The organism is Streptomyces sp. A2-16, from assembly GCF_018128905.1.
Lineage (GTDB): Bacteria > Actinomycetota > Actinomycetes > Streptomycetales > Streptomycetaceae > Streptomyces.
In genome coordinates this window covers 5,757,327-5,775,562 of sequence record NZ_CP063808.1, presented here as the reverse complement: position 1 = coordinate 5,775,562, position 18,236 = coordinate 5,757,327, and the positions used below count along the sequence as shown (strand labels likewise).

18 protein-coding genes are annotated in these 18,236 nt (G+C 70.9%); 14 read left to right on the top strand and 4 right to left on the bottom strand.

The window, feature by feature from the left end; all coding sequences use genetic code 11:
- The first annotated feature begins 181 nt into the window (after nucleotides 1-181).
- From IOD14_RS25880 to IOD14_RS25870, 3 genes are all read left to right on the top strand, one after another.
- A complete protein-coding gene (locus tag IOD14_RS25880) occupies nucleotides 182-1,672 on the top strand; it encodes a cytosine permease (RefSeq protein WP_249126060.1) in 1,491 nt (496 codons plus the stop codon).
- Complete coding sequence (locus IOD14_RS25875; protein ID WP_212671658.1) at nucleotides 1,669-2,211, top strand: isochorismatase family protein; 543 nt, start codon at nucleotides 1,669-1,671, stop codon at nucleotides 2,209-2,211. Before IOD14_RS25880 ends, IOD14_RS25875 begins: the two co-directional genes overlap by 4 nt.
- 314 nt (nucleotides 2,212-2,525) lie before the next feature.
- A complete protein-coding gene (locus IOD14_RS25870) occupies nucleotides 2,526-2,915 on the top strand; it encodes an SseB family protein (protein WP_123987210.1) in 390 nt (129 codons plus the stop codon).
- A 258-nt stretch (nucleotides 2,916-3,173) separates the two neighbouring features.
- Here IOD14_RS25870 and IOD14_RS25865 read toward each other — a convergent pair whose 3' ends face one another.
- The 4 genes from IOD14_RS25865 to IOD14_RS25850 all read right to left on the bottom strand — a co-directional run bounded on the left by IOD14_RS25865 (nucleotide 3,174) and on the right by IOD14_RS25850 (nucleotide 6,718).
- Entirely contained in the window at nucleotides 3,174-4,154 is a 981-nt protein-coding gene (locus IOD14_RS25865) for an AraC family transcriptional regulator (protein ID WP_249126303.1), read from the bottom strand.
- 244 nt (nucleotides 4,155-4,398) lie between these two features.
- Nucleotides 4,399-4,788, bottom strand: coding sequence for a MarR family transcriptional regulator (locus IOD14_RS25860; RefSeq protein ID WP_123987208.1), 390 nt, complete (start codon nucleotides 4,786-4,788; stop codon nucleotides 4,399-4,401).
- A gap of 66 nt (nucleotides 4,789-4,854) precedes the next feature.
- Complete coding sequence (locus tag IOD14_RS25855) at nucleotides 4,855-5,205, bottom strand: VOC family protein (protein ID WP_007380018.1); 351 nt, start codon at nucleotides 5,203-5,205, stop codon at nucleotides 4,855-4,857.
- A gap of 481 nt (nucleotides 5,206-5,686) precedes the next feature.
- Nucleotides 5,687-6,718: a LacI family DNA-binding transcriptional regulator gene (locus IOD14_RS25850; RefSeq protein WP_123987207.1), complete on the bottom strand. Its 1,032-nt coding sequence runs from the start codon at nucleotides 6,716-6,718 to the stop codon at nucleotides 5,687-5,689.
- Nucleotides 6,719-6,917: 199 nt separating this feature from the next.
- On the opposite strand from IOD14_RS25850, the gene IOD14_RS25845 reads away from it, so the two are divergent.
- From IOD14_RS25845 to aspA, 11 genes are all read left to right on the top strand, one after another.
- Nucleotides 6,918-8,939 (top strand): beta-galactosidase, encoded by a 2,022-nt coding sequence (locus tag IOD14_RS25845; protein WP_212671657.1) that lies wholly within the window; start codon nucleotides 6,918-6,920, stop codon nucleotides 8,937-8,939.
- 214 nt (nucleotides 8,940-9,153) lie between these two features.
- Entirely contained in the window at nucleotides 9,154-9,441 is a 288-nt protein-coding gene (locus IOD14_RS25840) for a helix-turn-helix domain-containing protein (protein ID WP_212671656.1), read from the top strand.
- A gap of 28 nt (nucleotides 9,442-9,469) precedes the next feature.
- On the top strand, nucleotides 9,470-10,432 hold the full coding sequence (locus IOD14_RS25835) for an SMP-30/gluconolactonase/LRE family protein (protein WP_123987204.1): 963 nt from the start codon (nucleotides 9,470-9,472) through the stop codon (nucleotides 10,430-10,432).
- 167 nt (nucleotides 10,433-10,599) lie between these two features.
- Nucleotides 10,600-11,055, top strand: coding sequence for a fluoride efflux transporter CrcB (crcB, locus tag IOD14_RS25830; RefSeq protein ID WP_123987203.1), 456 nt, complete (start codon nucleotides 10,600-10,602; stop codon nucleotides 11,053-11,055).
- Complete coding sequence (locus tag IOD14_RS25825) at nucleotides 11,052-11,432, top strand: DUF190 domain-containing protein (protein WP_212671655.1); 381 nt, start codon at nucleotides 11,052-11,054, stop codon at nucleotides 11,430-11,432. Before crcB (IOD14_RS25830) ends, IOD14_RS25825 begins: the two co-directional genes overlap by 4 nt.
- Nucleotides 11,429-11,803, top strand: coding sequence for a fluoride efflux transporter CrcB (gene crcB, locus IOD14_RS25820; RefSeq protein ID WP_123987201.1), 375 nt, complete (start codon nucleotides 11,429-11,431; stop codon nucleotides 11,801-11,803). The genes IOD14_RS25825 and crcB (IOD14_RS25820) overlap by 4 nt, the downstream gene beginning before the upstream one ends.
- 73 nt (nucleotides 11,804-11,876) lie before the next feature.
- Nucleotides 11,877-12,713, top strand: coding sequence for an undecaprenyl-diphosphate phosphatase (locus IOD14_RS25815; RefSeq protein ID WP_123987200.1), 837 nt, complete (start codon nucleotides 11,877-11,879; stop codon nucleotides 12,711-12,713).
- A 440-nt stretch (nucleotides 12,714-13,153) separates the two neighbouring features.
- Nucleotides 13,154-13,900, top strand: a complete 747-nt coding sequence (locus tag IOD14_RS25810) for a FadR/GntR family transcriptional regulator (protein ID WP_212671654.1) — start codon at nucleotides 13,154-13,156, stop codon at nucleotides 13,898-13,900.
- Nucleotides 13,897-15,351, top strand: a complete 1,455-nt coding sequence (locus IOD14_RS25805) for an amino acid permease (protein ID WP_123987198.1) — start codon at nucleotides 13,897-13,899, stop codon at nucleotides 15,349-15,351. Before IOD14_RS25810 ends, IOD14_RS25805 begins: the two co-directional genes overlap by 4 nt.
- A gap of 32 nt (nucleotides 15,352-15,383) precedes the next feature.
- Complete coding sequence (locus IOD14_RS25800) at nucleotides 15,384-16,400, top strand: asparaginase (protein WP_212671653.1); 1,017 nt, start codon at nucleotides 15,384-15,386, stop codon at nucleotides 16,398-16,400.
- Between the two features lie 126 nt (nucleotides 16,401-16,526).
- Nucleotides 16,527-17,942: an aspartate ammonia-lyase gene (aspA, locus tag IOD14_RS25795; protein WP_212671652.1), complete on the top strand. Its 1,416-nt coding sequence runs from the start codon at nucleotides 16,527-16,529 to the stop codon at nucleotides 17,940-17,942.
- The last annotated feature ends 294 nt before the right edge of the window (nucleotides 17,943-18,236 follow it).

Genomic DNA, 18,236 nt, shown 5'->3' with positions numbered 1-18,236 from the left:
GTGCGTTGTCGCACCGGGTTACGGGCACGTCCCGATGCCCGAGCATTGCACCCTCCTGCCGTGCTCCAGCTTCTGGCCGCCGGTCGGGCTCACCGGGCGGGTCCGGCGGGCGTCGCGTGATTGACGGCCCCGCACCCCCTGCCTACGGTCGCCCCAACACGTCCGAACAGGCAGGTCGACGATGACAGACTCCTCGGGAACCACCACCGGCTCCCCGGCATCCCCCGGCAACAGATCCGCCACCCGGCAGCTCCAAGTGGAGACGCACGGGCTCGACGTGATCGGCGACGCCGAACGCAAGGGCACCCCGCGGACCCTCTTCTGGCCGTGGTTCGGCGCCAACGTCTCCATCCTCGGCCTGAGTTACGGCTCCTTCGCGCTCGGCTTCGGCATCTCCTTCTGGCAGGCACTCGTGGCCGGCGTGATCGGGATCGTCTTCTCGTTCCTGCTGTGCGGCTTCGTCGCGGTCGCCGGAAAGCGGGGCTCCGCCCCGACGATGGTGCTCAGCCGGGCCGCCTACGGAGTGCGCGGCAACCGCCTCCCGTCGGTCGTCTCCTGGATCCTCACCGTCGGCTGGGAGACCGTGCTGTGCTCCCTCGCGACACTCGCCACGGCGACCGTCTTCGGGCGGCTCGGCTGGGGCGGCGGCACGCAGACCCAGGTCGTCGCACTGATCGTGGTCGCCGGGCTGACCGTCGTCGGCGGGGTCATGGGCTTCGACCTGATCATGCGGCTCCAGACCGTCATCACCGTCGTGACGGGCGTACTGACCCTCGTCTACGTCGGTCTCGTCGCCGACCACATCCACTGGAGCACCGTCAGTGCCCTCCCGGCGGGCTCCGCCCAGGAGTTCATCGGCGCACTCGTCTTCATGATGACCGGCTTCGGCCTCGGCTGGGTCAACGCCGCCGCCGACTACTCCCGCTATCTGCCCCGGACTTCGTCGAGCCGGGGCGTGATCGGCTGGACCACCTTCGGCGCCTCCGTGGCCCCCCTGCTCCTGCTGGTCTTCGGACTGCTGCTGGCCGGCTCGTCCACCACCCTCAACACGGCCGTCGCCGCCGACCCCATCGGCGCGCTCACCACCCTCCTGCCCACCTGGTTCCTGGTGCCCTTCGCCGTCGTCGCCGTCCTAGGCCTGGTCGGCGGAGCGGTCCTCGACATCTACTCCTCGGGCCTGGCCCTGCTGTCCGCCGGCCTCAGGATCCCGCGCCCACTGGCCGCGCTCGTCGACGGCGTCCTGATGATCGCGGGCTCCGTCTACATCGTGTTCTTCGCCGACGACTTCCTCGGCCAGTTCATGGGCTTCCTCACCACCCTCGGCGTCCCCATCGCCGCCTGGTGCGGCATCATGCTGGCCGACCTCGCCCTGCGCCGCCGCGACTACGACGAGGACGACCTCTACCACCCGAACGGCCGCTACGGCGACGTACCGCTCGCCCCGCTCGTCCTCACCCTCCTTGCCACCGCCCTCGGCTGGGGCCTGGTCACCAACTCGGCCGCCAGCTGGCTGGACTGGCAGGGCTATCTCCTCGACCCGTTCGGCCTCGGCGGCAAGTCCGGCTCCTGGGCGTACGCCAACCTCGGCGTGCTGGCCGCCCTGGCGCTCGGCTTCCTCGGCACCCTGGTACTCGGCCGCCGACGGATCCGCGCGCAGGAGGACGCCGTATGACAAGGGGGCTGCTCGCCGTCATCGACATGCAGCACGTCTTCGCCGATCCCGGCAGCCCCTGGGCCGCCCCTCGTTACACCGAGGCGGCGGCGGGTGTACGGCGACTGCTGCCGGCCTTCGCCGAACGGGTCACGTTCACCCGCTTCGTCGCCCCCGCCAACCCCACCGGCGCCTGGCGGGCCTACTACGCGCAGTGGCCCTTCGCCCTCCAGCCGCCGGACGCCCCGCTGTGGCGGCTCACCGACGGGTTCGCCGACCGGGCACCGCACATCCTGGACGCGGCCACCTTCGGCAAGTGGACCCCCGAGCTCGCCCACCGCGTCGGCCCCGAGGACCGCCTGGTCCTGGCCGGTGTCAGCACCGACTGCTGCGTCCTGTCCACGGCCCTCGCCGCCGCCGACGCGGGCGTCGAGACCCTGGTGGTGGCCGACGCCTGCGCCGGGGCCGACGACGCCTCGCACACCAGGGCGCTGGACGTGATGCGGCTGTACGGGCCGCTGATCCGAGTCGTCACCGTGGACCAACTGATCGAGAAATGACGCGACTTGGCGACATCAGGTGGATACCCGGCACCCGCCGTCCGTGACGCGCGACGACCGATTCCGCGACTGTCACGGTGCCCGCCTGAGCTGTGGGGCGCCTCCGCGAGGTGAGCGGCGAACCGCCCTGGCCACGGTCGACGTGCGGCGGGTCGGCTGCGACCCGCTCGGTCCGCCGCCTGGCGCACATCGCGCCGATTCCCTGATGCCCCGAACGCATGCTCTCGGCACGCTCGGGTACGCGAGCAGCACCGCGCCCTGGGCGATCATGCCCCAGGGCGGGCCGCAAGACCGCCGCTACCAGGGGATCTGCCATGGACACACCCGCCAACGACCACAACGCCACACCGGCCCAGCGGGCGCTGGACGCGCTGACGCAGAACACCGAGGACGCGACGGCGCTGGACACGCTCGCGACCAGTGAGGTGCTCATTCCGGTGCCCGACGACGCCGCGGACGAGGACACGACCGTGGCGCTGCCCGTTCTGGAGCAGCAGGACGGCGCTCCCGTGGTGCCCGTGTTCACCTCGGAGACGGAGATGGCCGAACTGCTTCCGTTCGTCTCCCGCTACCGTCTGGTACCGCTGGGCGCGCTCGCCGCGCAGTGGCCGGACGGCGATCTCTCGCTCTCGATCGACGCCAGCTCCGCGCACCCGCTCACGCTCACGTCCGAGGGCGTGCGCACGCTGCTGGCGCGGCCGTAGGGCCCGTCGGACGGTGGGGCCCGGCCACCACGTGCGACGGAGGGGGAGCAGCCGGGCCCACAGAGGGGTGCGGACCTGCTCCCGCTGCCGCACCCGGGTTCACGCACGCGTGGACAGGGATGAGCGGCGCCGACTCTGCTCATCCCTGGCGCGCTCTGCGATCGCCGTGCCCCGACCATAGGACCGATCCTGAGGGCCGTCGCTCCGCAATACGTGGCGCATGTCCGCAAAGCGCGGTGAATCGGCGGACGTGACGGCTCACTCCGCGCGCAGTGTCTGCGAGGGTGACTCCCCGAAGCGCTCCCGGTAGCGCCGCGCGAACCGGCCCAGATGGACGAACCCCCACGCATGGGCCACGTCGGTGACGGTCGTGGTGCCCGGCGCCGCCGCCCGCAGCTGCCGGTGGACGCGCTGGAGCCGCACCTCCTGGACGTACGCCATGGGTGACATGCCGACATTCCTGCGGAAGGCCTCCTGCAGGGTGCGCAGACTGACCTGGGCGATCGCCGCGAGCCGGTTCGCGTCGTACGGCTCGGCCGGGAGCTCCTGCACGGCGTCCATGACCCGCTTCACCGACGCGGGGCGCATGGGTGGGGGAGGGGTCTCCAGTTCTGCGCGGAAGGTGTGGTCGGTGGCCAGCAGCATTCCCTCCAGGAGGGTCTGTTCGAGACGGCCACGGATCATCGGATGGCTCAGCAGTCCGAGCGGGACGTCCCGCTCCAGCAGGTTCCACGTCGCCAGACGCATCCAGCTCAGGCCGGATCCCCGTGAGACGTCCATGTACGGCTCGAAGCACGGTGGGCGCCGCACCGATCTGCCGAGCAGCAGCTCGAGCTGCCGGAGCACGGCCGCCTTGTCGATCTTGACGGTGAGTGCCTGGCAGTCGGCGGACCAGTTGTCGATGCGTATGTCCCGCGCCGGATCGAAGACCAGTGCCCGCTGCTCGGTCGCGAACTCCACGCCCCCGTGCCCCTCTTGAACACTGAAGCAGCCGCCGAAGGGCACGGCGACGTGGTAGACGCCCGGTTCGCCGAAGCTCATGCGCATCTCGGTGCCGAAGCCGATGTCGCCGACGGTGAGTGCGCCGAGCTCGACGACACTGAGCCTGGTCTCGAACTCCGTGGCCCGGCCCGCGACTTCGAGTCGCAGGTCGTAGTAGTGGGCCGCGATCGCCTCGCGCGCCTCCTCCAGTGAGGTCGTCGCGTAGCTGCTGAACTCGGCGGCCTGCTCCTCTTCCACGGCCAAGGCGCGTCAGCCCCTTCCCCGCTCGGTGTCTGCTGTTCAGCATGACCCCGAGAAGGGCCGGCCATACACGCCCGGAGCGCCGCGCGTTTCACAGCACGTCTCCGGGCCAGGGAACGCGCATCCTCGTGATCCGCTGCGGCAACGCGTACGCGCAGGGCCCGGGTTGCCCGGCCGGCCACGGACGCCGAGGGCGGATGTTCCGGCGCACGTCAGCCGCCGATGAGGGCCTGCCTCGTCCCTAGGCGTCGAGCATCCTGGCCAGCACCCCGCGCTGCAGCGGCAGCACCTCGGAGTGGAGGGCGCGGCCCTTGTCGGTGAGGGACACCCACACGCCCCGCCGGTCCTCCACGCACACGGACCGCTCCACCAGACCGTCCTTCTCCAGGCGGCCGATCAGCCGGGACAGCGCGCTCTGGCTGAGATGCACCCGTCCGACGAGGTTCTGCACCCGGCACTGGTCGCCCTGGCGGGGCGACTCGGTGGCGAGGATGTCGAGCACCTCGAAATCGCTCGCGCCCAGCCCGTGCGGGTGCAGCACGCGGTCGATCTCGCACATCGTGCGCGCGTGCACCGACAGGATGTCCCGCCACCGCTCCTCGAGGCCGGTTTCGACCGTGTTCACCGCCATACATGAACGGTAACACCGATCCGGCCAGTTGTTGTCTGTGCAACTAGTGTGCGTGCAACTAACGCCTCAGGCCTGCGGGTCCTGGGTGATCCCGACCAGGTTGCCGTCCGCGTCCTTGACGAACGCGATCAGTTTGCCGCCGCCGACGTCCTGGACGTCCTGCAAGGTCTCCGCGCCGGCCGCCACCAGTGCCGCGAGCGTGGCGCGGATGTCGTCGACGTGCCAGTAGGGAACCGGTCCGGTCATGCCCCTGGCGTGTCCGTTCGGGTCGAGGCCGACGTCCTGCCCCGCGTCCTTGAAGCCGACGTAGTACGGCTCGTCGGCGTACGGCTCCACGCCCAGCAGCGCGCTGAACAGGGCCTTCGCGGCGGCCAGGTCCTTGACGGGGTAGATGATCGTCTTGAGGCCGGCAGTCATGGTGTGCTCCTCCAGGTGATGTCCCGACGGTCCGTGTCGGTGGTTCCACGCTAGGTCGGGGGAGGGTGGGCGCGCTTCTCCGATCCTGATCGGTCGATACGGACCGGCTGCGGTGCCCGAGAACCACGCCGTGTGCGCCACGGCCGTCCAGGTGCCTCGGCCTCGGTCACGGACGTCGGCCGGGGAGGGCCGTCCGTGTCGATGCCGACGATTCTCTCGGGGCGGCGCTGCCTCGCTCGTGTCCCTGCCCGCCCGGCTCGCTGAGCGGCGCGAACGCGAGGGCCCGGTCCCTGTCCGAGGCGGGCCGCGACATGCCGGCCGACCCACACCGGTCGGACAGGCCCTGCCTGGCCGTACAGCCCTGCCTGGTGCAAGCACAATGCCTGGCCGTACGGCCCGCATGGTTCGTTCACGCCCGGCCTGGTCCTGCAAGCCCTGCCGATGCCACGGCATCCGGCCCCCGGCTCCTCCCCGGGCCCGCCTAGGTCGACTCCCGCCGCACCAGCTCCGTCGGCAGGATCACCGCCGCCGGATCCTCGCCGCTCAGCTGGGCCAGCAGTAGCCGCACCATCTCGGCGCTGATGCGGTCGTAGGGCTGGCGGATCGTGGTCAGCGCGGGGCTGGCCTCCGTCGCCGCGATCGAGTCGTCGAAGCCGCCCACGGCCACGTCCTCGGGGATCCGGCGACCCGCCCGGCGCAGTGCCGTCAGGGCGCCCAGCGCCATGAGGTCGGAGGCGACGAACACGGCGTCCAGGTCGGGGGCCCGGGCCAGCAGCCGCTCGGCGCCCGCCTCCCCGGCGGCCCGGCTGTAGTCGCCGGAGACGATGAGCCGCTCGTCGATCTCGACGCCGGCCTCCGTCAGGACCTCCTTGTAGCCGGCGAGACGGTCGACACCGCCGGGCGAGTCCGGCGGACCGGTCACGATGCCGATCCGGCGGCGGCCCAGGGACAGCAGATGGCGCACCATGTCACGGGCGCCGTCACGGTCGTCGGCGGCCACGTAACTGACCTTCGAACCGGACCGCATGGGCTTGCCGCACTGCACGACCGGCACGCCCGCCTTGTGCAGTTCCTCGGCCACCGGGTCGGCGGAGTGGCTGGTCACGAGCAGGACGCCGTCGAGGTGGCCGGCCGTGATGAACCGCTTGATCCGGCGCCGCTCGTCGTCGGTCCCGGCCAGCATCAGCAGCAGCGGGATGTCGTGCGCGGCCAGCGCCTGGGTGCAGCCTCGCAGCAGGACGTTGAAGTTGGGGTCCTCGAAGAACCGCTCCTGCGGCTCCGTCAGCAGGAATCCCACCGAGTCGGAGCGGCCGGTGATCAGCGAACGGGCGTGCCGGTTGACGACGTAGCCCGTCTTGCGGATGGCGGCGTTGACCGCCTCCAGGGCGGGCGGGCTGACGTAGTGCCCGCCGTTGAGCACACGCGAGACCGTGCCGCGCGAGACCCCGGCCTCGCGGGCCACGTCGTGGATCGTCGGCGGTTTGCGCCGGCCCCCCGCATTGTTCATGGTCAAGACTCTAAGGCCCCTGGGGGCGGCGCGAGGGTGCTCGGGCGGCGAGACGGCACGGACAGGATGCGACCGAACTGGGATCGTGCACAGAAAAGCCTGCAGACCGGCACTTGGCAAGCCTTGCCTCTGTACGGTTATCTTGGGCCGCGCGCTTGCGAACCTGTGTGTGCACGTTCCCAACTACTCGAAACGGGAGAGACCCATGCCGGAGACCACCCCCAGGGGCCTCACCAGGCTTGCCTTCGGCGGGGACTACAACCCGGAGCAGTGGCCCGAGAGCGTCTGGGACGAGGACGTCCGGCTGATGCGCGAGGCCGGGGTCACCATGGTCAGCGTGGGGATCTTCTCCTGGGCGCTGCTGGAGCCGGAACCGGGCGTGCACGACTTCGGCTGGCTGGACCGGATCCTCGCGCTGCTGCACGAGAACGGCATCCGTGTCGACCTCGGCACGCCCACGGTCGTCCCGCCCGCCTGGTTCTACCGCGCGCACCCCGACGCGCTGCCCGTCACGGCCGACGGCACCCGTCTCGCCTTCGGCTCCCGCGGCGCCATCTGCCACAGCAACGGTGCCTACCGCGCGGCCGCCGCGAACATCACCACCCGGCTCGCCGAGCGCTACGCCGGCCACCCGGCCCTCGCCATGTGGCACGTGCACAACGAGTACGGCGTTCCCGTCTCCGCCTGCTACTGCGACTGCTGCGCGGCTCATTTCCGACGCTGGCTCGAGACGACGTACGGCGGGGTCGACGGCGTCAACGAGGCCTGGGGCACCGCCTTCTGGGGCCAGCACTACACGAGCCTCGAGCAGATCGACCCGCCGCGCACCGCGGCCACCGTCGGCAACCCGGGCCAGGCGCTGGACTACAAGCGGTTCGCCGACGCCACCATGCGCGAGAACTTCGTGGCCGAGCGGGACATTCTGCACCGGCTCTCCCCGGGCATCCCGGTCACCACCAACTTCATGACCGCGCTCAGCCAGTGCGACTCCGTCGACTACTGGGCCTGGGGCCGTGAGGTGGACATCGTCACCAACGACCACTACCTCATCACCGACGGCCGCCGCACCCACGTCAACCTCGCGATGGCCGCCGACCTCACCCGCTCGGTTGCGGGCGGCGCCCCCTGGATCCTGCTGGAGCACTCCACCTCGGGCGTCAACTGGCAGCCTCGCAACCCCGCCAAGGCCCCCGGCCAGATGGCCCGCAACTCCCTGGCCCATGTGGCCCGCGGCTCCGAGGGAGCCATGTTCTTCCAGTGGCGCCAGTCCCGGCGCGGCGCCGAGAAGTTCCACTCGGCGATGGTCCCGCACGGCGGCACCGGCACGCGCGTGTGGCGCGAGGTGGTCGAACTGGGCGCCTCCCTGGACTCGTTGAGCAGCGTCCGCGGCACCCGCACACAGGCGGACGTGGCCGTCCTGTGGGACTGGCACTCCTGGTGGGCGCAGAACCTCGACTGGCGTCCCAGCGAGGACCACGACGCGCGCGAACGCGCCGACGCCTTCTACGAGGCCCTCTACGACCGCCACCTCACGGTCGACTTCGCTCACCCCGAAGCCGACCTGTCGGCCTATCCCCTTGTCGTCGTCCCCGCCCTGTACCTGATGACGGAGGCCGCGGGGCGCAACCTCGAGCAGTACGTCGAGAACGGCGGCACCCTCGTCGTGTCGTACTTCTCCGGCATCGTCGACGAACACGACGCCGTCCACGCGGGCGCGTACCCGGGCGCCCTGCGGGACGTGCTGGGCCTGACCGTCGAGGAGTTCTCGCCGCTGCTGCCCGGCAGGTCGGTCCGGATCACCGGCCCGGACGGCTCCGAGCTGACCGGCGACGTGTGGACCGAGTTCGTGGTGCCGCGCGGTGCCGAGACCGTGTGGACGTACGACGACGGCCTGGCCGCCGGTCACCCCGCCGTCACCCGGCACCGGCACGGTGAGGGCACCGCCTGGTACGTCTCCACCCGCCTGTCCGCCCAGGGCCTCGACGCCCTGCTCGGCTGGGCCGGCGAGGACGCCCGGCTGCCCTCCCGCGCGGACCTGCCCCACGACGTCGAGGTGGTCCGACGCAACGGAGAGACCGGTTCCTACGTCTTCGTGGTCAACCACACCGCGTCCGAGGCCAAGGTGCCCCTGGACGCGGCCGGAACCGAACTGCTGACCGGGGAACGCGCGGCGGGCCGCCTCGCCGTCCCCGCGGGTGCCGTACGGGTCGTACGACTCGACGGCTGAACCGACTCCCCTCCGCCCGCGAGACCACGAGCCGCGGGCGGAGGGGGCCCCAACTCCTCATGAGCGGCATGCGGTTCCCCTCCCGACCGCCGCACCGACGAACAGCCCTGTGCCACAGAGGAGTTCGATCTCGGACAAGCTCGGTGACTCCGGGACAAGGCACCTTCGGCTGCGGGACAGTGGACAGACGCAGAAGGAGGGCGGAGGGGACGAGATGCTGAGGACTCCGGCCGGCCAGAGGCGCCTGGAAATCCTGGAGTGGCTGAAGGACCCGGCCGCCCACTTCCCGCCGCAACGCCACGGCGACCCCGCCCAGGACGGAGTCACCGCCCGCGCGGTCGCGGGCAAGCTCGGCGTGTCCCGCTCGGTCGCGGAGACCCACCTCGGCCTGCTCGTGGACATCGGCCTGGTGCGCACCAGGAGAATCCGGTGGCGTACGTACTACCGTCGCGACGAGATGCGCATCGCCGAGGTGGCGCGCATGTTCGAGAAGGGCTGGTAGCGACCCGTACCGGAAGGGCAGGCACCCGATGGACCGTCCCACCGCACTGATTCCCCGCCATTACGTCGCGATCGGCGGCCACGGCCCCGAGGACGTCGTCGCCGACGCCCGCGGCCGGATCCTCACCGGAGTGGCGGACGGCCGGATCCTGCGCATCGACGGACTGACCGAACCCCTCGCCGCCCGCGTCGAGGTCCTCGCCGAGACCGGCGGCAGGCCGCTCGGCCTCGAACTCCTTCCGGACGGCGCCCTGTTGGTGTGCGACGCGGAACGCGGACTGCTGGGCGTCGACCTCGCCGACGGCACCGTACGGGTCGTCGCCGACGAGGTGGCGGGGGAGCGGCTGCGGTTCACCAGCAACGTGGTCGCACTGTCCGACGGCAGCGTCTACTTCACCGTCTCCAGCCGCCGGTACCCCCTGGACCAGTGGATCGGCGACATCGTGGAACACACCGGGACCGGCCGCCTGCTGCGCCTGGCACCCGGTGACGACACCCCCGAAGTCCTGCTGGAAGGACTGCAGTTCGCCAACGGCCTGGCCGCGAGCGCCGACGAGTCCTTCCTGGTCGTCGCCGAGACCGGGGCCCGCCGGCTCACCCGCTACCTGCTCGAAGGGCCGCGGGCAGGACGCGTCGAACCCCACGCCGAGAACCTCCCCGGCATGCCTGACAACATCTGGCGCGGCGGACCCGACGGCCCGGTCTGGGTCTCGCTCGCCGGCCCCCGCATCCCCCCGCTCGACCTGCTGCACCGCGCCTCCCCGCGCGTCCGCCGGAGTGCCGCCCGCGTCGCCGTGCACGCCCCCTACCGGCCCACCGCCGGCATCGGCGTCCTCGCGGTCGACGACGAGGGCCGTACGGTCCACCACCTCGCCCGCCGCAGCTCCCGCTTCCGCATGGTCACCAGCGTCTGCGAGGCCTCCGGCCACCTGGTCCTCGGCAGCCTCTGGGAGCGCGGGATCGCGCTGTGCGAGCCGCCCGCCGCGAAGTGACCCCGGCGGCATCCCGGCGTTACGCTGGTCCTCGGTCGCGATCACCCTCGCGGCACGGCGGTGGGGCCCGCCGTACCCGAACCGCGGCGAAGGCGCCGCCAACGGTCCCTACTTGCGATGGAGCGCGCCCGCACGCCCGGGCCCCGGCGAGTAGGAGAGACACGACCATGACAGCCCCGCAGAGCCTGCGCGCCCCCACCAGACCCGCACGCCCGTCCCTGTGGCAGGGCCAGGCACCCGTGGTCGCGGTGGTCGCGCTCGGCGGTGCCCTGGGCGCCACGGCCCGGTACGCCCTCGCCCTCAACTGGCCCGCACCGCCCGGCGGATTCCCCTGGGCGACCTTCTGGACCAACGTCGTCGGCTGTGCCGTCATCGGCGTCTTCATGGTCCTCATCACCGACGCCCTGGCCGCCCACCGACTGGTCCGGCCCTTCTTCGGCACCGGCGTCCTCGGCGGTTTCACCACCTTCTCCACCTACGCCGTCGACATCCAGAGGCTCGTCGACCACGGCCGGCCCGCCATCGGCCTGGCCTATCTCGCCGCGACCCTGCTCGCGGCCCTCACGGCGGTGTGGGTGGCGTCCACGGCGACCCGCCGCGTCCTGAAGCGGAGGCAGCCATGACGAGGCTGACCGGCAGCGCCCTGCGCGTGACCGTCCACATCGGCGAGAACGACACCTGGCACCACAAGCCCCTCTACGCCGAAATCGTGCACCGCGCCCACGCCGCCGGTCTCGCCGGGGCCAGTGTCTTCCGTGGCATCGAGGGCTTCGGCGCGTCCTCCCTGATCCACACCGCCCGGTTGCTCTCCCTCAGCGAGGACCTGCCGGTGGCCGTGGTCATCGTCGACACCGAGACGCGGGTGCGGGAGTTCCTTCCGCAGCTCGACGAACTCGTCACGGAGGGACTGGTGACCCTCGACGAGTGCGAGGTCATCCGGTACGTCGGCCGCTACGAGAACCAGGACACAGCGGGCACGAAGGGTAAGAAGTCGTTGTGAACTGGCTGCTGGTCGTCACGGGTGCCGTGGTCGGGGCCCCGCTGCGCTATCTCACCGACCGCGCGGTGCAGGCACGGCACGACTCGGTCTTCCCCTGGGGCACGTTCGCCGTCAATGTCACGGGCTGTCTGATCCTCGGCCTGCTGACCGGCGCGGTGGCCGCGGGGGCGGCCGGATCCCACCTGCAGCTCCTCCTGGGCACCGGCCTGTGCGGGGCCCTGACGACGTACTCCACCTTCTCCTACGAGACCCTCCGGCTCACCGAGACCGGGGCGCGCCTGTACGCCGTGGCCAACGTGGTCGCGAGCGTGGTGGCCGGTCTCGGGGCGGCCTTCGCGGGGGTGGCGCTGGCGCAGGCGCTGTGGGCGTAGGTCTCGACCCTTGTCCGCGTGTAGTAAGACTGTGGCCTCCGCACCTGCCTTCCCCTGAGAAGAACTGGATCCCATGAGCGTCATCAGCGTCGGTCAGGCCGTCGTCCTCGGAGCCGTCGAGGGGGTGACCGAGTTCCTGCCCGTCTCCTCCACCGGCCATCTGAAGATCGTCGAGGGGCTGATGGACATTCCCGTCGACAACGACGCCGTCGTCGGGTTCTCGGCCGTCATCCAGGTCGGTGCGATCGCCGCCGTGCTCGTGTACTTCTTCAAGGACATCGTGCGGATCGTCTCCGCGTGGGGGAGGGGCCTGGTCAACAAGGAGGAGCGCTACCACCACGACTACAAGTTCGCCTGGTGGGTGATCGCCGCGACCATCCCGATCGTCGTCGTGGGCCTGGCCGCCAAGCCGCTCATCGAGGGACCGCTCGCCTCCCTGTGGGTGGTCGCCGGTTCCCTGATCGTGGGCAGTGGCGTGATGTGGGCGGCGGACCAGATGGGCCGGCACAAGCGCGGCGAGGACGACACCTCGTTCAAGGACGCCATGCTGGTCGGCAGCTCCCAGATCCTGGCCCTGCTCTTCCCGGGCTTCTCCCGCTCCGGCGCCACCATGTCCACGGCGCTGATCCTTGACCTGGACCGCGTGGCCGCGACCCGCCTCTCGTTCTTCCTCGGCATCCCCGCCCTCACCGGTGCCGGCATCTACGAGCTCAAGGACGCCCTGGGCACGGGCGTGGGCGCGGCCCCCCTCGCCGTCGGCACGGCCGTCTCCTTCGTGGTCGCCTACGCCTCCATCGCCTGGCTCCTGAAGTTCGTGGCCAAGCACTCCTTCAACGCCTTCGTCATCTACCGCATCGTCGTCGGCCTCCTCCTCTTCGGCCTCCTGGCCACGGGAACCCTCGACAGCTGACAGGCGCCCGACGAGGAGGACGGGCCCGTTTCCACGGCACCGGGTCCGCATTGGGACACGAGGTCGCCGACCGCCGTGAGGGTGGCAGGGCCCGTGCCGAAGGTGCCGTGCTCGACGCGGAGGACGGGGCCCGGTCCGACGGCAGGGCAGAGCCCGTCCAGCGGGGTTCGCCCGCGCCCAGCTCGCCGCCCCCAGCTTCCCCACCGGGCCTGCTGCCAGCCGCAGCGGCGGCAGGCCCTCACCGAAGTGCCGTCCTCGGCGAAAAGGCCCCGGCCCCCTCCCGCCGCGCCGCACACCCCGCCCACCGGGAGTTCTCCGGGTCGGCGCCCTTTGCGCCGCCGCCCTGCTTCCCCCGCGGAGCGCGTCGTGGGTCCCGGTCCCGGCGTCCCATCTGCCCGCCCCCTTGACAGCACCCTCCCGGCGCCCGGAGTATCACTCCCGTGAACCTGTCAGACAGCCGGACAGCCAGTCAGCCGCCGAGGCGTATCAGCGCCATGGAGGCGGTGTTGGCGCATCTGCGTGCCGCCATCGAGCGCGGGGAGTACGCCATCGGCGACAAGCTCCCCTCGGAGGCGGAGCTCTGCCGCACCCTGGAGATCAGCCGACCCGTCCTGCGCGAGGCCCTCAGGGCCCTGCAGACCATGGGCCTGACCGTCTCCAAGACCGGCAAGGGCACCTTCGTCGTGGCCAACGCGGTGGAGGACCCGACCTTCGGCGACTACGTGGCCAGCGACCTCCTGGAAGTACGCCGCCACGTCGAGATCCCGGTCGCCGGCTACGCGGCCCGGCGCCGCACCCCGGAGAACCTCGACCACCTGGCCCACCTGCTGGACCGGATGGAACGGGAGACCGACACCACGGCATGGGTCGCGATGGACACCCTCTTCCACCTCGCCGTGGCCGAGGCCGCCCAGAACCCGGTCTTCCGCCGGGTCATCGAGGAGATCCGCGACGCACTGGCGCGCCAGTCGGCCTTCCTCAACGAGCTGGGCGGCCGCCGGGAGCAGTCCAACCGCGAGCACCGCGCGATCGTCGAGGCACTGATCGACGGTTCCGAGCACGACGCGGTGGAGGCCATGTCCCACCACCTGGACCGCGTCGAGACCACCCTCACCGACATCGTGCGTTCCCCGAACTCGGGCACGGACAGCACGGACACCCCCACGGAAGGCGAGTCCCAGGCGTGAGCGAGCAGTCCCTGCACGACGACGTGCAGAAACGTTCCAGCCATGTCGATGCCGGAGACGAGGGCTACAGCAAGTCCCTCAAGTCACGGCACGTCAACATGATCGCCATCGGCGGCGCCATCGGCACCGGCCTCTTCCTCGGCGCCGGCGGCCGTCTCGCCGACGCCGGCCCCTCCCTCTTCATCGCCTACGCGGTCTGCGGCGTCTTCGCCTTCCTCGTCGTCCGCGCCCTCGGCGAACTGGTCCTCTACCGGCCCTCCTCCGGCGCCTTCGTGTCGTACGCCCGGGAGTTCCTCGGCGAGAAGGGCGCCTACGTCGCCGGCTGGATGTACTTCCTGAACTGGGCCACCACCGGCATCGCGGACATCACCGCGGTCGCCCTCTACACCCACTACTGGGGCATGTTCTCCGACATCCCGCAGTGGGTGATCGCGCTCATCGCGCTCGCGGTGGTCCTCACCGTGAACCTCATCTCGGTGAAGATGTTCGGCGAGCTGGAGTTCTGGTTCGCCATCATCAAGGTGGGCGCGCTCGTGGCGTTCATGCTGATCGGCATCTTCCTGCTGGCCACCCAGCACCCGATCGACGGCCACCACCCCGGCCCGGCCCTGATCACCGACAACGGCGGTGTCTTCCCCAACGGCCTGCTGCCCATGCTGCTGATCATCCAGGGCGTCGTCTTCGCCTACGCCTCCGTCGAACTCGTCGGTGTCGCCGCGGGCGAGACCGAGAACCCCGAGAAGATCATGCCCAAGGCGATCAACTCGATCATGTGGCGCGTCGGCCTCTTCTACGTCGGCTCGGTCCTCCTGCTCTCGATGCTGCTGCCCTGGAGCATGTACTCGGCCGGCGAGAGCCCCTTCGTGACCGTCCTGTCCAACATCGGCATCCCGGCCGCGGGCGGTGTGATGAACCTCGTCGTCATGACGGCCGCCATGTCCTCGCTCAACTCCGGCCTGTACTCCACCGGCCGCATCCTGCGCTCCATGGCGATGGCGGGCTCCGCCCCGAAGTTCACCTCGGTGATGAGCCGCAGCCAGGTCCCGTACGGCGGCATCCTGCTCACCAGCGGTATCTGTGTCCTCGGCGTCGGCCTCAACTTCGTCGTCCCCGCCGACGCGTTCGAGATCGTGCTGAACTTCGCCGCCATCGGCATCCTCGCCACCTGGGGCATGATCATGATCTGTCACCTGCTCTTCTGGCAGAAGACCCAGAAGGGCGACCTGACCCGCCCCGGCTACCGACTGCCGGGATCCCCCTGGACCGAACTCGTGACGCTGGCCTTCCTCGCCTCCGTCCTGGTCCTCATGTACGCCGACGGCGGCGCCGGCCGCACCACCGTGCTGTGCCTCCCGCTGATCGTCGGGGCCCTGGTCGCGGGATGGTTCGCCGTCCGGGGCCGGATTGCTCGTATGGCGAGCGAGACCGCATCCACCAGCGCCGACGCGTGACCCGCACGGCGCTCCTCTCGAAGCAGGAAGTGATGTACAGCAGTTCCGTCGCGGCCGCACCCATGATCCGCGAGCCCCTCCACACCCCCGTCGCCCACCTGATACGCGGCGGGGTCGTGGAGGGCATCCACTACGGCTCCGTCGTCGTCCTCGGTGCCGACGGACGGGTCGGCTTCCAGCTCGGCGACATCGAGGCCGCTTTCTATCCGCGCTCGGCGCTCAAGCCGGTCCAGGCCGTCGCCATGGTGCGGGCCGGGCTGCCGCTGGACGGTGAGCTTCTCTCCCTGACGGCGGCGAGCCACTCCGGCGAGGAGCGGCACCTCGACGGCACCCGGCGGATCCTGGAGCTCGCCGGGCTCTCCGAGGACGCCCTGCGCAACGTTCCCGACATGCCGTTCGAACCGGCCGTGCGGGACGCCTGGGTGCGGGAGGGGCGGCCGCCTTCCCGGCTCGCCCAGAACTGCTCCGGCAAGCACGCGGCGATGCTGTACACGTGCGTGCTCAACGACTGGCCCCTTGAGGGATACCTCGCCCCCTCGCACCCGCTCCAGCAGGCGATCGCGGAGATCGTGGAGGACCTGACCGGGCAGCGGATCGCACAGGTCACCGTGGACGGGTGCGGCGCGCCGCTGTTCTCCGTCTCGCTGCACGGCCTCGCCCGGGCCGCCGCACGGATCTCGTCGGCGGCTCCCGGTACTCCGGAGGCCCGAGTCGCCGACGCGATGCGTGAGCATGCCGAGATGGCCTCCGGGGCGGGGCGTGACGTGGCCGCGTTGATGAAGGCCGTACCCGGACTGCTCGCCAAGGACGGCTTCGAGGGCGTCCAGGTGGCCGCCCTTCCCGACGGGCGGGCCGTCGCCGTGAAGATCTCCGACGGGGCGAACCGGGCGCGGGTGCCGGTGGCCGCGGCGGCGCTCGCGTTCGCCGGAGTCTCGCCTGACCTGCTCACGGAGTTCCGGGGCGAGGCGCTCCTCGGGGGCGGCCTCGAAGTCGGGCGCGTGCGGCCCGTTCGCTCGCTGGAGCCCGTCGTCGTGTCCGCCTGCGCCTAGCAGACAGCCGGATCGCCTGCCGGATCAGCTGTACCGCGACTGCGGGCCGATCGTGGCCGGTCGCGCAGTTCCCCGCGCCCAAGAAGCACGTACCTGAGCCCCTCTCGGAAGAAGGACCGTACCCTCATGACCGTCGTCGTCAGCCGCCGTGAGCACGATCTGCTGGGTGACCGGGATGTTCCGGCCGACGCCTACTGGGGCGTGCACACCCTGCGGGCCACCGAGAACTTCCCCATCACCGGCACCCGGATCTCCGCCTACCCCCACCTCGTCGACGCCCTCGCCGCCGTCAAGGAGGCGGCCGCCCTCGCCAACGAGGAGCTCGGGCTGCTGGCGCCCCGGAAGGCCGCCGCGATCGTGGAGGCCTGCCGGGAGATCCGGGACGGCAAGCTCCACGACCAGTTCGTGGTCGACGTGATCCAGGGCGGGGCCGGCACCTCGACCAACATGAACGCCAACGAGGTCATCGCGAACCGGGCCCTTGAGCTGCTGGGCCACGAGAAGGGCCAGTACTCCTTCCTGCACCCCAACGAGGACGTCAACCTGGGCCAGTCGACCAATGACGTCTACCCGACCGCCGTGAAGATCGCGACGGTCTTCGCGGTGCGTGGACTGCTCGACGCGATGGCTGTACTTCAGGACTCCTTCGCCCGGAAGGCCGTCGAGTTCCGTGACGTGCTCAAGATGGGCCGTACACAGTTGCAGGACGCGGTCCCCATGACGCTCGGTCAAGAGTTCTCGGCCTATGCCGTCATGACGGACGAGGACCGCAGCCGTCTTGACGAGGCCGTCCAGTTGATCCATGAGATCAACCTGGGAGCCACGGCCATCGGGACAGGACTCAACGCGCCCGCCGGGTACGCCGAGTCGGCCCGCCGTCATCTCGCCGCGCTCACCGGGCTTCCGCTGGTCACCGCCGCCAACCTGGTCGAGGCCACCCAGGACTGCGGGGCGTTCGTCCAGATGTCCGGTGTCCTGAAGCGGATCGCGGTCAAGCTGAGCAAGAGCTGCAACGATCTGCGGCTGCTGTCGTCGGGGCCGCGCGCGGGCCTGGGCGAGATCAACCTGCCGCCCGTGCAGGCCGGCTCGTCGATCATGCCCGGCAAGGTCAACCCGGTGATCCCCGAGGTGGTCAACCAGGTCGCCTTCGAGGTGATCGGCAACGACGTGACCATCACGATGGCCGCGGAGGCCGGACAGCTCCAGCTCAACGCCTTCGAACCGATCATCCTGCACTCCCTGTCGGAGTCGATCACCCATCTGCGCGCCGCCTGCCTGACCCTGGCCGAGCGCTGCGTGGACGGCATCACCGCCAACACCGAGGCGCTGCGCCGGACGGTGGAGAACTCCATCGGCCTGGTCACCGCCCTCAACCCGCACATCGGGTACACGGCGGCCACCGACATCGCCAAGGAGGCCCTCGCCACCGGCCGTGGCGTGGCCGAACTCGTTCTGGAGAAGGGCCTGCTGCCCGCCGAGACACTCGCGGAGCTGCTGCGTCCCGAGGTGCTCGCGGGCAGCGGCACGGGGCAGGCGATCTGACGCGGGCCGTTCGCACGACGGCACCTCGCGTCATGCGGTCTCCGGGCGTGTCGCACCGGGCCGACACGCGGGGTGCTGTCACACCCAGGGATGAAGCGTCACCGGCGCGCCCCGACCGCCGGAGCCCGGAGACGGCGGGGTCACACGCTGCTCCGTCCCCCCGTGGGTACCGGCTGGTCGGCGCAGCCCGCCTCGCCATTATCCAGAAAGTGCTATCAACGCTCATATGCTGAATTCGCGGCCTTCGACAACAGGCCGTCTCCGTCTCCTGTCCTGGTGAATTCTCCCTTTGCA